The following is a 14,143-nucleotide window of genomic DNA, read 5'->3' as shown; positions in this document are numbered from 1 at the left end:
CAGCGTGGGTCAGACCCAGCGCGTGAGCGCAGCGCGGTTCACCCGCTGGTCGTCGCCGCGCGCGGCACGGAAGGTGTCGATCGCGACATCGGGGGCGTTCAGCACGTCCTGTTCGACGACCACCCAGCCGTCGAAGCCGCGTTCGTCCATGGCATCCATCACGCGCGCGAGATCGAGATCGCCGCGGCCGAACGCGGTGAACGCCCCCGACGACCAGACCTCGGCCATGCCGCCGCCGGCCGCCAGCACCCGCCGCAGCTCGGCGCGGTCGACGTCCTTCAGATGCAGGTGGTTGATGCGATCGCCCCAGCGCGAGACGGCCTCCGCCGGGTCGCCGTCGGCGATGAGCAGATGACCGGTGTCAAGGGTGAGGTCGACGTCGACGCTCGCGAGGAACCGGTCGATCTCATCGGGCGACTCCACGAAGGTGCCGGCGTGGTGATGGAAGGTCGGCTCGAAGCCGGCGGCGCGCACGAGCGCCGCCGCGCGCTCGGTGTTCGCGAAGAGGCGATCCCAGGCCTCGGGAGCGAGCGGGTCCGCGGCCGCTCCGCGGCCGGGGTGGGCGCGGCGCGCCACGGAGCCGTCGTCGGCGAGCGTCGGCAGCGGCAGCCTCCCGGGGCCCGCCTGCGCCGCGTCGGAGAAGACGCGAAGCGCGTCGGTCAGAACGGGGAGGGATGCCTCGAAGGCCTCGTCATCCGAGAACGGCAGCTGCACCCATCCGCCCGCCAGCTCCAGCTCGAAGCGGGCGAGCCGTGCGCGAAGCTCCGCGCCGCGGCCGAGGTACCCCACGGGGCCCAGGTCGACGCCGCGGTACCCGGCGTCGGCCAGCACCTCGAGCAGGTCGTCGGCGGACACGGTGGCCGCGCCGTCCGGCGTCATCTCGAAGACGCCGAAGCTCACCGGGGCGCCGGCGACCTCCGCCTTCATCGGGTCTCCTCGAACGTGCGCATGGGTTCTCCTCGGTCAGAGATCGGTGTGGACCAGGCGGGCGGCCGCGTCGACGGCGGCGGCCACATCGCCGTCCGGCGGGTAGAGCAGGGCCCGACCGGCGGTGAGCCCGCGGACGCCGGGAAGCGCGAGAGCATCCTCCCATGATGAGAAGGTCTCGTCCGGATCGCTGCCCGAGTCGCCCCCGAGCAGCAGCGTCGGCAGGGTGGTCGCCTCCATCACCCGTTCCATGTCGGGCACGACGGGCAGCTTCATCCACGTGTAGGCGCTGCTGACCCCGAGGCCGGCGGCGATCGCGAGGGACAGCACGACGGCGTCCGCGGTGAGGTCGTTGCCGATGCGACCGTCGACCCAGCGGCTCATGAAGGGCTCGAGCATGATCGGCATCCGGGCCTCCGCCGCGGCGCTCACCGCGTGGGCGGCGGACTCGAGCGTCGACGCGGTGGCCGGGTCGGCGAGGTTCACGCGCAGCAGCACCTTGGCGAAGTCGACGCCCGAGCGCACCATCGCGGGCACGTCGTACCCCGTGAAGCGGTCGTCCATCTCGAAGGCCGACCCGCGCAGCCCGCCGCGGTTCATCGAGCCGACCACGACCTTGTCGTCGAGCAGGCCCAGGACGGCGAGATCGTCGATGATGTCGGGCGTGCCCAGCACACCGTCCACACCCGGGTGGCTGAGGGCCACAGCGAGCCGCTGGAGCAGCAGATACCGGCTCGCCATCGCGTGGTCGCGGTCGCCCACCGACAGCGCCCCGCGTGCGGGGTGGTCGGCCGCGACGATGAAGAGACGCCCGTCCCCGCGCACGATGTCGCGGCGGCGGCGCGTCGCGAGCGCCTCCTGGACGGCGTGCGGCCGTTCGGCGCGCAGCGCGCGGAGGGTGTCGAACTCGAGCGCGTCCACGGTCACCGCACTCATCGGACGGCTCGCTCGGCGCGGAGGCTGAACACGAGGCGTGCGGGTGATCGTCCGGTGAGATACAGGCGCGAGCCGTCAGCGGCGTCGGTCGCGCCGAGGAACGCGTAGTCCTCGCCCGGGTGGTACGTGCCTGGGCCGGCCGAGCGGTACGCGTCCCCCGCCTCGACGGCGATCGCGTCCTCGCCGACCCGGTAGACGCAGGCGCCGTGCGTGAGCAGGTGGCTCCCGTTCTCCTGCGGCGTCGCGCCCTCGCCCTCGAACCGCCCGCCCTCACGGAAGGCGAGCTCGAGCGCCCAGGGACTGTCGGGTCCGTCGACGGAGAGGGTGAGGATCGCGCCGTCATCCGTCGGCTGCACGTCGACCGAGGTCCGCAGCGCCACCTCGTCACGGCCGCGCTGCGCGAACGCCATCGAGCCGTAGAACCTGCCGTCGTCGGTCAGCTCGTACTCGCCGGACGGCGAGCGGAGGTCGGCGGGCATGGGCTGGTAGTAGTGCGCCGCGACGGTCTCCGTCAGCCGGTGGCTCAGTCCGCCGTCGTCGCGATCGGTCGCGAGACCGTCGGCGCGGAACGGACCGAGTCCGAAGAAGTCGCGCGAGAGTCGCACGGAGTCCAGGACCGCTTCGCCGGCGAACAGGCGGAGGAACGTGGGGTTCGTCGACAGGCCCGAGCGGACGCGCCGGAAGCGCGGGTAGTCCGACCCGCCGAACACCACGAGGCGGCGCTGCGCGTTGTCGTCGACCACGAGGCGGGATTGCGCCCAGGAGGCCTGCGTGGATGGCGCGGTCGCCTCGGGCAGCTCGTCGCCGAGGGCGGGCTCGAGCAGGAGGTCGGCCAGCGTGGACGGCGCGTGGACGACGCCGTCGCGCAGGGCGCGCTCCGCGGCCCACGCAAAGTCACCGCGTCCCAGCTGGACGGCGTACCGCCGGTAGGCGACCAGATAGGGTCCGAGCGGGAACCGGGTGAGCTGGTCCTGACGACGCGAGTGCACGGTCTCGACCGTGTCGTCCGGATGGATGAGCCCGAGCGTGCTCTCGAGGTTGTGCACGACGGCAGCGTGCGCATCCTTCCGGCCGAACACCTCGGCGATGGCCGTGAGCGACGGGTTGGACACCCACGCGGCATAGTTCGCGCTCCGCTCGGAGTAGACGCCGTCGGCCGTGATGTCGACGCCCTCAGCGAGCCATTCCTCTGCACGGCGGCGCAGCGCCTCCGAGGGACGGCGGCGGTGCAGCCGCGCCAGGGCCGCCGAGATCTCCCACCGGTGGTTGGGCGTGTGGACGCCGCCGGCGATGAGCGCCGGTTCGACGGCGTCGGCGACGGCGTCCAGCTCGGCGGCGAGCGCGGCTAGGCGGCCGTCTCCCGCTGCGGCGTCGACGGTGCGGATGACCTGCAGGGTGTCGCAGAGGTCGTTGACCGTGAAGGACGAGTCCGGAGGGGAGTCGACGTTGTCGCCGCCGATGAACAGGCCGCCGGGTCCCTGGAGCCCCCGCAGTGCGCGGACGTTCGCCTCGGCGCCTGCGAGCAGCGCCGGGTCGCCCCGATCGTCCGACTCGGGCCACAGATAGGCGCAGACCAGGAGCTTGGCGCGCTCCATCAGCCGGCGGTGCCTGTCCGCGGGGCTCGCGCCCTCGGCGAGCGCCCGCCGCACGTCTTCGGCGACGGCGTTCCGGAGCGCGCTGAGGAACGGGGATCTGTCGGGCATCTCAGTCCTTCAGACCGGAGTTCACATCGGCGTTCATGATCTGCCGCTGGAAGATGGCGAAGAGGACCACCATCGGGACCAGCGAGATCACCGAGGCCGACAGGAGCACCGACCAGTCGATGTTGTCGGCGCCGACGATGGATCGCAGCGCGACCTGGAGCGTGTAGCGGTCCGGGTCCCTCAGCACGATCAGCGGCCAGATGTAGTCGTTCCACCGCCACTGGAACGAGAAGATCGCGAGCACCACGGCGATCGGCTTCGCGAGGGGGAGCATGATGCGCCAGAACGCACCGAACTCCGACACCCCGTCGATGCGGGCGGCCTCGAGCAGCTCGTCGGGGATCGTCTTGAAGTACTGACGGAACATGAAGATGCCCGTCGCGGTGATGATCGACGGCACGATGATTCCGGCGAGCGTGTTGTACAGGCCCAGGTCGCGCACCACGGCGAACGAGCTCGGCATGATGACCTCGGTCGGCAGCATGGTGGTCGCGAGGACGCAGATGAAGAAGAACTTCAGCCACCAGGCCTTGTACTTCGCGAACGCGTAGCCGGTCATGGCGCTCACCAGCACGGTCAGCACCGTGGTGACGACCGCCACGATCGAGGTGTTGAGGAAGTACTGGGCGAAGTTGAACCGGTTCCACGCGGTGGTGTAGCCGCTGATCGTCCAGTCTTCGGGGAACAGCCGGAGCGGGAGGCTGAAGAGCTCCGAGCCGGGCTTGAACGAGCTGAGGATGAACCAGGCGACGGGGATGATGAAGCCCAGCGCGAGCAGCCACAGCAGCAGCGTGCTCGGCAGCGAGCGGAGCCCGCGGCGGCGCGGTCGCGCCTCTTGTCGGAGAGTCATGCGAGGTCGTTCCTCTTGTCGAAGCGCATCTGGATGACCGCGATGACGATGAGGATCACCATGAGGACCATCGATGCGGCACTGGCGTAGCCCACATCGGCACGCTCGAAGCCGGTGCGGTAGATGTACTGGACCATGAACATGTTCGAGGTGCCCGGTCCACCGCCGTTGAGCGCCTGGACCATCGCGAACTCCTTCATCGACCCGATGGTCGTCAGGAGGATCACCATGAACGAGGTCGGGCGCAGCAGCGGCAGGGTGATGCGGTAGAAGCGCTGCCAGCTGTTGGCGCCGTCCAGCTGCGCGGCCTCCAGGTACGACTGCGGGACGTTGCGGATCGCGGCGATGAACAGCAGCATGTTGAACGCCGTGCCGCCCCACGTGCTCACGATGAGGATGAGCACGAGCGCGAGCGTCGGGTCGGTCTCCCATCGCAGGCCCTGGCCGCCGAGCGTCTCGATCAGATAGTTCACGAGACCGAAGTTCTCGCCGAAGAGCCACTTCCAGATGACACCGGCGACGATCGGCGAGATGAGCCACGGCAGGAAGAAGATGATGCGGGCCGTCGACTTGCCCTTGGCCATGCTGTTGGTCAGGAGGACCGCGATCCCGAGCGCCGCGACGTAGTGCAGCGGGACCGACAGCAGGGTGTACAGGAAGGTGCGGCCGAGCACGCTGTAGAACACCGGGTCCTGGGCGAGGTCGACGTAGTTCTCGACGCCGATGAACTCGGGGGTGCCGACACCGGTGTAGTCGGTGAGCGAGTACCAGAGCCCGAGCGCTCCCGGCCACAGGAAGAACAGGGCGAACAGCACCACCGAGACGGCGATGAAGGTGAGCGGCGCCAGGACGAATGTCGTCGAGCTGCGCCGCCGCGGGCGGCGGACGCGCTGCGTCCGCCGCCCCACGGTGATGAGCGCAGAGGTTTCGGCGCTGCGCCCATCGACGGTCTTGGTGGTGGACACGGTCACTCCAGAGCGCCCAGCTGGTCGGTGAACAGGGCGTTGATGTTCTCGATCGTGGTGTCGACGTCCTGCTCGCCGTTGAGGTACTTGACGGTCTCGTCGCGCACCGGGTCGCCGTCGGTCGTCACGCCCTGCGCGCCGTACTGCAGCTCCATCGCCTTGATCTCGCCCACGATGTCGGGAGAGGCCGCGATGTCCTGGTTGTAGATGTCGAAGGCGTCCGCGTGCGCCGCGTACTCGATGTCCAGGCCGCCGATGGCGGGGATGAACGACGACGTCTCCGACAGTTCGGTGTAGTTCTCGGGCTCGTACAGCCACTCGATGAAGTCGTGCGCGGCCTCCTGCTGGGGGCCCTCGAAGACGACGATCGATGCGGCGTTGCCGAAGTTGGTCGCGCGCTCCTCCTCCTGCGGCATGTAGACCGACGCCCACTCGAAGTCGGCGATGTTCACGGCGAAGTCCGCGATCTGCCACGAGCCGGAGAGGTACGACACGACGTCGCCGCTCTTGAAGAGCGCGTTCGGGTCGGCATCCGACAGCCACACCGAGCGCGGCATGAAGGAGTCGTCGTTCAGCGAGCCGAAGAACTCCAGCGCGTCCTTCGTGTTGTCGTTCGTGCTGAAGACACCCTCGTCATCGGCCTGGAAGTAGTCCGAGCCGAATTCGTAGAAGAGGGCCTTGAGGCGGTGCGAGGACTTGTCCATCACCATGCCGTACGTGGTGCCGGTCGCGGCCTGGACCTCCTTGACCGCAGCGACGTACTCGTCCCACGTCCAGATGTCGTCCTCGCTGGTGGGGTAGGCGACGCCGGCCTCGTCGAACAGCGTCTTGTTGATGAACATGCCGACCGCGGTGATGTCGGAGGGGAGCGAGATGACGTTGCCGTCGTCGTCCTTGTCGGAGAGGTCCGTGCGGATCTCGCTGCCTTCGGTGATGTCCGACAGATCGGTCGTCGCGTTGCGCCAGACCGGGTCGACGGCGCCGACGCGGGCGATCGCCGGGAGGTCGTTGGCCTGCGCGGCGTTGCGGAGCTTGGTGGCGAGGTCGTCGTTCGCGATGTCGACGATCTCGACCTCGACGCCGGTCTCCTCCTCGTACTTCTCGGCCATGTGGGCGTAGCCGCCGCCCTGGTTGGCGTCGCCAGAGAGGAAGAACTGGATCGGCTCGTCGGTCTGGGCGGCTTCGCCGTTCGAGCCGCAGCCGGTGAGCGCGACAGCGGTGACCGCGGCGGCGGCGAGGGCGAGAGTCACCCGCAGGCGGGGCTTTGCTGAATGCTTCATTGGATTTCCCTTTCGCCCTGGATGTCCAGGGGCCAACGTCCTTGTCGATGCGGCGCGGGATTTCGCGCCTCTGGTGCGGAGCCGGAGCCGGAGCCCGGTGCGGATCGCTGATACGATGTTAGGACATTAGAGCAAAGTTCGTCTACCGGCAAGCGCCTTCCCTCAATTTCCCAGCGAATGGGTAAGCGCCTTCCGTGTAGGGTCGGTGCTCTGACGCTCTTCACTCACCGACGAGGAACCCATGGAGATCGCCACTACCAGCCCCGGCTCCGGCACCACCGCCCCGCGCGCTCGTCTGCGCTCCGATGCGCCCAGCCAGTCGCTCGACGGGCGCTGGAGATTCCGCGTCTCGCCCTCCCTCCGGGCCGCGCCCGAGGACTGGCGCGTCGCAGACGCCGACGGCTGGGGAGTCGTCGAGGTCCCCGGCCACTGGAACCTGCAGGGCTACGGGTCGCCGGCCTACTCCAACGTGCAGATGCCCTTCGCGGTGGACCCGCCGCACCCGCCCGACGTCAATCCGATCGGCGACTACCGGCTCGACTTCGCGGCGTCGGACGAGGTCATCGCGCATCGCCGCCGCATCCTCCGGTTCGACGGCATCGAGTCGGCCGCCGAGGTGTGGTTGAACGACGTGCTCCTCGGGACGACCCGTGGAAGCAGGCTCACGCACGAGTTCGACGTGTCGGACGTCCTCGTCCCCGGGACGAACCGGCTCGCGGTCCGCGTCGCGCAGTTCAGCGACGCCACCTACCTCGAGAACCAGGACATGTGGTGGCTGCCGGGGATCTTCCGGAGCGTGACGATCCTCGCCCGGCCCGACGGCGGGGTCGACGACGTGTTCGTGCGTGCGGACTACGACGCCGACACCGGAGCGGGCACCCTCGACGTCTCGGTCCGCGGCGACGGCGAGGCCGCGGCGCGCATCGTGATCCCCGAGCTCGGCATCGACGCGCCCGCAGCGGACACACTGCGGATCGCCGGGGTCGAGCCGTGGACCGCCGAGCAGCCGCGGCTCTACGACGCCGAGGTCCGCACCCAGGCGGAGGTCGTCGCCCTTCGCATCGGGTTCCGACGGGTGGAGGTGCGGGACACGCAGCTCCTCGTCAACGGTGCGCCGATCATGCTGCGCGGCGTGAACCGCCACGAGCACCGCCCGCGGCACGGTCGCGTCTACGACGCCGACGTGGCCCGCGACGAGCTGCTCCTGATGAAGCGCCACAACATCAACGCGGTCCGTACCTCCCACTACCCCCCGCATCCGGACGTCCTCGACCTCTTCGACGAGCTCGGGTTCTGGGTGATCGACGAGTGCGACCTCGAGACCCACGGCTTCGAGCACGTCGACTGGCGCCGCAACCCGAGCGCCGACCCCGCGTGGCGCGACGCGTTCCTGGACCGCATCCGCCGGACGGTGCATCGCGACAAGAACCATCCGAGCGTCATCATGTGGTCGCTGGGCAACGAGTCGCACGTCGGTGCGAATCTCGAGGAGATGGCGCGATGGGCGAAGACCGCCGATCCCACCCGGCTCATCCACTATGAGGGCGATCGCGCGAGCCGCTACGTCGACGTCTACTCGCGCATGTACGCCACGCACGACGAGGTGCGCGCGATCGGCGAGGAGGCGCTGGTGCCGGCACCCTTCGACGCCACGCCGGCCGAGGTGCGCCGCCGCACCCTGCCGTTCCTCCAGTGCGAGTTCGCGCACGCGATGGGGACCGGCCCCGGCGGCCTCCAGGAGTACTGGGACCTCTTCGAGACCTTCCCGCGCCACGCGGGCGGCTTCGTGTGGGAGTGGCTCGAGCACGGCATCGCGGTGGACGGCCCGGACGGCACGAGCCGGACCCTCTACGGCGGCGACTTCGGAGAGGACGTGCACGACGGCAACTTCGTCATCGACGGACTCGTCGACGCGGACCGCAATCCCCGGCCCGGGCTGCTGCACTATGCGGCCGTCATCGCCCCCATCGTCGTGGGGATCGACGGCGCGCGCACGCGCGTGCGCCTCGAGAACCGGTACGACTTCCGCGACCTCGCCGACGTCGCGCTGCGCTGGACGCGCACCGTCGACGGCGAGGTCGTGGCATCCGGAACCCTTCCCACACCCGCCTGCGGACCGCGTTCCGCCGCGATGGTGGACCTGCCCGACGAGTGCCGGACGGATGCCGCGGCCCGCGTGGCCGACGCGCTCACGGTCGAGGCGGTCTCGGCCGCAGCATCGGCCTGGGCGGAGGCCGGCCACGTGATCGCGAGCGGCCAGGACGTCCGCGACGGACGACCCGTCGCACCCGCCCCCGCCGCGGTCGCCGCGACCGCCGACGTCGTCGGCGCCGCGCGGTTCGACCGCACGGGCGGAGGCCTGCAGAGCCTGGGCGGTCTGGCGATCGCGGGACCGACGGTGGGCGTCTGGCGTGCTCCGACGGACAACGACCGCGACATCGGCGACGACGAGCTCGACCTGCCCTCCTACGCCGAGCGCTGGCGCGCGGCCGGCATGGACCGCACCGTGACCCGGCTGGTGGACGCCCTGACCGAGGGCGGCGCCGTCACGGTGCGCACCCGCACCGGGACGCCCATCCTCGACAGCGCCGTCGACGCCCGACTGCGGTGGACCGCCCTCGAGGGCGGCGCCGTGCGGCTCGACGCCGAGCTCGAGCCCCACGGCACCTGGATCACGGAGTGGGCGAGGATCGGGCTGGACTTCGTCCTCGCCTCGGCGCCCGTCGGGGTGGACCTGGCGGGATACGGCCCGATGCCCAGCTACCCCGACCTGCGCGCGGCCGCGCGGTTCGGCTGGTGGCACCTCGACGCCGACGAGCTCACCGTGGACCATGTCCGTCCGCAGGAGAGCGGCTCGAGGATCGGCGTGCGCGAGGCCGAGATCGCGACCGAGGCCGGTACCCTGCACGTATCCTCGCTCGACGCCCCCTTCGCGCTCACCGTGTCGCGTCACAGCCGGCGATCCCTCGCCGGCGCCGCCCACAACTGGGAGCTGACTCCGGACGGGCAGACGCACGTGACGATCGACCTCGCCCAGTCGGGCGTCGGCACCGCCACCTGCGGGCCGGGGGTGCTCCCCCGGTACCGCCTCCCCGCGAAGCCGGCCGCCATCTCGCTGATCCTCCGGCACGAGCCGGCATCCCACTGAACCGTCGCCGGCGACGCACGTCCGCATCGCCGGCGCTTCGACCTCCGAGGAGCACCCCGTGACCGACGCGCAGGACGCGACCGCCCGCCTCGACCCGCACCACGAGGTCGCCGACATCGACCGGCGGCTGTTCGGCGGATTCGTCGAGCACCTCGGGCGCCACATCTACGACGGCATCTTCGAGCCGGGGCATCCGTCCGCCGACGAGGAGGGCTTCCGCACCGACGTCGTCGAGCTGGTGAAGGAGCTCGGCGTCTCGACCATCCGCTACCCCGGCGGCAACTTCGTCTCGGCGTACCGCTGGGAGGACGGCATCGGGCCGAAGGCCGAGCGCCCGCGCCGGCTCGACCTCGCGTGGCACTCGACGGAGACGAACGAGGTCGGCCTCCACGAGTTCCAGGCGTGGCTCGACCGCGTCGGGAGCGACCTCATGCTCGCGGTCAATCTCGGCACGCGCGGCACGCAGGAGGCGCTCGATCTGCTCGAGTACGCCAACGCCGACGCGCAGACGGCGTGGACCGACCGGCGCGCGGCGAACGGCCGCGAGACGCCCTTCGGCGTGAGCATGTGGTGCCTGGGCAACGAGATGGACGGCCCATGGCAGGTCGGCCACAAGAACGCCGACGACTACGGCAAGCTCGCCTCGCAGACCGCGAAGGCGATGCGCATGCTCGACCCCGACATCGAGCTCGTCGTGTGCGGCTCGTCGGGCCGGGGCATGCCGACGTTCGGGTCGTGGGAGCGCACCGTCCTCGAGCACACCTTCGACGACGTCGAGTACATCTCGTGCCACTCGTACTACCAGGAGCACGACGGAAACGCGCAGGAGTTCCTGGCCTCCGGCGTCGACATGGCGCGCTTCATCGAGGCCGTCGCCGCCATCGCCGACTCCGTGGCCGCGGAGAAGAAGAGCGACAAGCGCATCATGATCTCGTTCGACGAGTGGAACGTCTGGTACCTGCACAAGGAGGACGGCACCGAGTCGGGCCACGAGTTCAAGGGCGGGGCGTGGCCCGTGGCTCCGCGTCTGCTCGAGGACCAGTACCACGCGCTCGACGCCGTCGTCTTCGGCGACCTGCTGATCACGCTGCTGCAGCACGCCGACCGGGTGCGCTCGGCTTCGCTCGCGCAGCTGGTCAACGTGATCGCGCCGATCATGACCGAGCCCGGCGGACCCGCGTGGCGGCAGACCACGTTCTTCCCGTTCTCGATCACCTCGCGCCTGGCACGCGGCAACGCGGTGCGCGTGCCGGTCGCGTCGAGCACCTTCGCCAGCGAGAGGTTCGGCGACGTCCCGGCGCTGAACGCGGTGGCGACCATCGACGACGAGGGCGTGTCGCTGTTCGCGGTGAACCGTTCGACGACGGATGCCGCGACCCTCCGCGTCGACCTCGCCGCCCTGGTGCGCGAGCTCGGCCGCGAGGTCTCGGTCGTGGAGTCGCACCTCCTGCACGAGGACGACCTGTACGCCGCCAACACGCTGGAGGCGCCCGAGCGGGTGGGCGTACGCGAGGCGGAGGCATCCGTCGACGGCGAACAGCTGTCGGTGACGCTCCCCGCCGTCTCGTGGACGGCGATCCGGCTCGCATGACGCTGCGGAAGACGCCCACCCCGCCGATGGGGTGGAACAGCTGGGACAGCTACGGCACCACCGTCACCGAGGAGGAGGTGCTCGCCAACGCCGCCTTCATGGCCGAGCACCTCCTCCCCCACGGATGGGACACGGTGGTGGTCGACATCGACTGGGCCGATCCGACCGCGCGGTCGCACGGGTACAACGACGCCGCTCCGCTGGTGATCGACGAGTTCGGCCGCGTGCAGCCCGACCCGGTGCGGTTCCCGTCGTCGGCCGGTGGCCGCGGGTTCGCCCCGCTGGCCGCGCGCGTGCACGAACTCGGCCTGAAGTTCGGCATCCACATCATGCGCGGCATCCCGCGCCTGGCCGTCGAGCGCGACCTGCCCGTGCAGGGCGCCGAGGCCACGGCGGCGGGCATCGCCGACTCGGCCAACGTCTGCGAGTGGAACCCGCACTACCTCGGCCTGGACCACTCGAAGCCCGGCGCCGCGGCGTACTACCGCTCGATCGCGGACCAGTACGCGCTGTGGGGCGTCGACTTCATCAAGGCCGACGACCTTCTGTGGCCCTACCAGGCCGCCGAGATCGAAGCCCTCTCGACGGCGATCGAGACCGCGCCGCGCGCCATCGCGCTGTCGCTCTCGCCCGGACGGGACCTGTCGGCGGCCCACCTCGAGCACCTGCGGCAGCACGCCACGATGTGGCGGATCTGCGACGACCTGTGGGACCGGTGGGACGACGTCGAGGCGAACTTCGCGCGGCTGGCTCGCTGGGCGCCGCTGGCAGGGCCGGAGGGCTGGCCCGACGCCGACATGCTGCCCCTCGGCCGCATCGGCATCCGCGCCGAGCGCGGCGAACCCCGCGAAGGCGCGCTCACCCTGGCCGAGCGCAGGTCGCTGGTCACCCTGTGGGTCATGGCGCGATCCCCGCTCATGATCGGCGGAGACCTCCCCACCAGTGCCCCCGAGACCATCGCCCTCTTCACGAACGACGACGTGCTCGAGGTGCTGCGCGAGTCCACCGGCAACCGCGAGCTGCTGCGCGAGCGAGACCTCGTGGTGTGGGCGGCCGAGCGCGGCGAGACACGCTGGGTCGCCGTCTTCAACACCGCCGACCAACCCCGCGAGGTGCCGTTCGACACGCGGTCGCTCGGCCTCGGCCCCGCCCCCGCAGGCGTCGTGGACGTGTGGGACGCGGCATCCGTCGCCGTGGAGGCCGTCCACGAGCAGTCGGATGCGGCGCGCGGTGTGGCTCCGGGCAGCTCCGTCGTCCGGCTGACGCTCGAGCCGCACGGGTGCGTGCTGCTGCGGGCCTGACCGGCCCGCGCGGGGCGGCGTGGAGCGGCACAGCGTCGGACTTCTTGGGCGACACGCCGGGACGAGGCATCCGCTCTCCGGCGCGTCGCTCGAAACCTCCGATTCTGTGCGCTCCGGATAGCGCTTGCGAACCGACAAATCCCGTGTCACACTATTGGAAAGCGTTTACCCGCATCACTGCCCGGTGAGCGGGTACCCACAGCCTTCAGAGAAGAAAGCAGGACCCCCATGACCGACACGACACTCGCTCCGGCTTCGGCGGAGACCTCGGGCCGTCCGCAGGTGCGCGAGATCGGCATCATCATGAACGGCGTCTCGGGCCGCATGGGCTACCGCCAGCACCTGGTGCGCTCGATCCTCGCGATCCGCGACCAGGGCGGCATCGAGCTCGCCGACGGCACCAAGGTCACCGTCAAGCCGCTGCTCGTCGGCCGCAGCGAGGCGAAGCTCGCCGACCTCGCCGCCAAGCACGGCATCGAGGACTACACGACCGACCTCGACGCCGCCCTGGCCGACCCGCGCTGGGAGATCTACGCCGACTTCCTGGTGACCAAGGCCCGCGCCTCGGCCCTGCGCAAGGCGATCGCCGCCGGCAAGACGATCTACACCGAGAAGCCGACGGCCGAGACGGTCGAAGAGGCGCTCGAGCTCGCGAAGCTCGCGAAGGAGGCCGGCGTCAAGACCGGCGTCGTCCACGACAAGCTCTACCTCCCCGGCCTGCAGAAGCTCAAGCGCCTCATCGACTCCGGCTTCTTCGGCCGCATCCTGTCGGTGCGCGGCGAGTTCGGCTACTGGGTGTTCGAGGGCGACTGGCAGCCCGCCCAGCGTCCCTCGTGGAACTACCGCGCCGAGGACGGCGGCGGCATCATCGTCGACATGTTCCCGCACTGGAACTACGTGATGGAGAACCTCTTCGGCGAGGTCAAGACGGTCTACGCACAGGCCGCCGTGCACATCAAGGACCGCTGGGACGAGAAGGGCGAGCACTACACCGCGACCGCCGAGGACGCCGCCTACGGCGTCTTCGAGCTCGAGGGCGACATCGTCGCGCAGATCAACTCGTCGTGGACCGTCCGCGTGAACCGCGACGAGCTCGTCGAGTTCCACGTCGACGGCACGCACGGCTCGGCCGTCGTGGGCCTCTTCGGCGCGAAGATCCAGCACCGCAACGCCACCCCCAAGCCGGTCTGGAACCCCGACCTCGCCGACGACCACGACTACGACGCCGACTGGGCCGAGGTGCCCACGAACGACGTGTTCCAGAACGGCTTCCGTCAGCAGTGGGAGGAGTTCCTCGAGTCGTACGTGCTGGGCACCGACTACGAGTTCGACCTGCTCTCCGGCGCGCGCGGCGTGCTGCTGGCCGAGGCCGGCCTGCAGTCCAGCCGCGAGGGCCGCAAGGTCGAGCTGCCCGCGCTGTCGCTGGACTGATCGGGAGAACG

Annotated in this window: 10 protein-coding genes; 4 read left to right on the top strand and 6 right to left on the bottom strand. The window is 70.4% G+C overall.

Annotation, left to right across the window (positions count from 1 at the left end):
* Positions 1 to 9: 9 nt before the first annotated feature.
* The 6 genes from V6R91_RS05385 to V6R91_RS05360 are packed head-to-tail and all read right to left on the bottom strand — an operon-like array spanning position 10 to position 6,661.
* A complete protein-coding gene (locus V6R91_RS05385) occupies positions 10 to 927 on the bottom strand; it encodes a sugar phosphate isomerase/epimerase family protein (protein WP_336394553.1) in 918 nt (305 codons plus the stop codon).
* Positions 928 to 963: 36 nt separating this feature from the next.
* Positions 964 to 1,863: a Cgl0159 family (beta/alpha)8-fold protein gene (locus V6R91_RS05380; RefSeq protein ID WP_336394552.1), complete on the bottom strand. Its 900-nt coding sequence runs from the start codon at positions 1,861 to 1,863 to the stop codon at positions 964 to 966.
* Positions 1,860 to 3,566: a hypothetical protein gene (locus V6R91_RS05375; protein ID WP_336394551.1), complete on the bottom strand. Its 1,707-nt coding sequence runs from the start codon at positions 3,564 to 3,566 to the stop codon at positions 1,860 to 1,862. The genes V6R91_RS05380 and V6R91_RS05375 overlap by 4 nt, the downstream gene beginning before the upstream one ends.
* A gap of 1 nt (position 3,567) precedes the next feature.
* Positions 3,568 to 4,416 (bottom strand): carbohydrate ABC transporter permease, encoded by an 849-nt coding sequence (locus V6R91_RS05370; RefSeq protein WP_336394550.1) that lies wholly within the window; start codon positions 4,414 to 4,416, stop codon positions 3,568 to 3,570.
* The gene (locus V6R91_RS05365; RefSeq protein WP_336394549.1) at positions 4,413 to 5,381 is read right to left on the bottom strand and encodes a carbohydrate ABC transporter permease; all 969 of its coding nucleotides are present in this window, start codon (positions 5,379 to 5,381) and stop codon (positions 4,413 to 4,415) included. The genes V6R91_RS05370 and V6R91_RS05365 overlap by 4 nt, the downstream gene beginning before the upstream one ends.
* Before the next feature lie 2 nt (positions 5,382 to 5,383).
* On the bottom strand, positions 5,384 to 6,661 hold the full coding sequence (locus V6R91_RS05360) for an ABC transporter substrate-binding protein (protein WP_336394548.1): 1,278 nt from the start codon (positions 6,659 to 6,661) through the stop codon (positions 5,384 to 5,386).
* A gap of 241 nt (positions 6,662 to 6,902) precedes the next feature.
* Here V6R91_RS05360 and V6R91_RS05355 point away from each other — a divergent pair, with 241 nt between their 5' ends.
* The 4 genes from V6R91_RS05355 to V6R91_RS05340 all read left to right on the top strand — a co-directional run bounded on the left by V6R91_RS05355 (position 6,903) and on the right by V6R91_RS05340 (position 14,132).
* Complete coding sequence (locus tag V6R91_RS05355; RefSeq protein WP_336394547.1) at positions 6,903 to 9,809, top strand: glycoside hydrolase family 2 TIM barrel-domain containing protein; 2,907 nt, start codon at positions 6,903 to 6,905, stop codon at positions 9,807 to 9,809.
* A 58-nt stretch (positions 9,810 to 9,867) separates the two neighbouring features.
* A complete protein-coding gene (gene arfA / locus V6R91_RS05350; RefSeq protein ID WP_336394546.1) occupies positions 9,868 to 11,400 on the top strand; it encodes an arabinosylfuranosidase ArfA in 1,533 nt (510 codons plus the stop codon).
* Complete coding sequence (locus V6R91_RS05345) at positions 11,397 to 12,701, top strand: alpha-galactosidase (RefSeq protein ID WP_336394545.1); 1,305 nt, start codon at positions 11,397 to 11,399, stop codon at positions 12,699 to 12,701. The genes arfA and V6R91_RS05345 overlap by 4 nt, the downstream gene beginning before the upstream one ends.
* Before the next feature lie 228 nt (positions 12,702 to 12,929).
* The gene (locus V6R91_RS05340; RefSeq protein ID WP_336394544.1) at positions 12,930 to 14,132 is read left to right on the top strand and encodes a Gfo/Idh/MocA family protein; all 1,203 of its coding nucleotides are present in this window, start codon (positions 12,930 to 12,932) and stop codon (positions 14,130 to 14,132) included.
* Positions 14,133 to 14,143 lie beyond the last annotated feature (11 nt).

The organism is Microbacterium sp. CCNWLW41, assembly GCF_037083505.1.
This window is presented reverse-complemented; position numbering and strand designations above follow the sequence as displayed.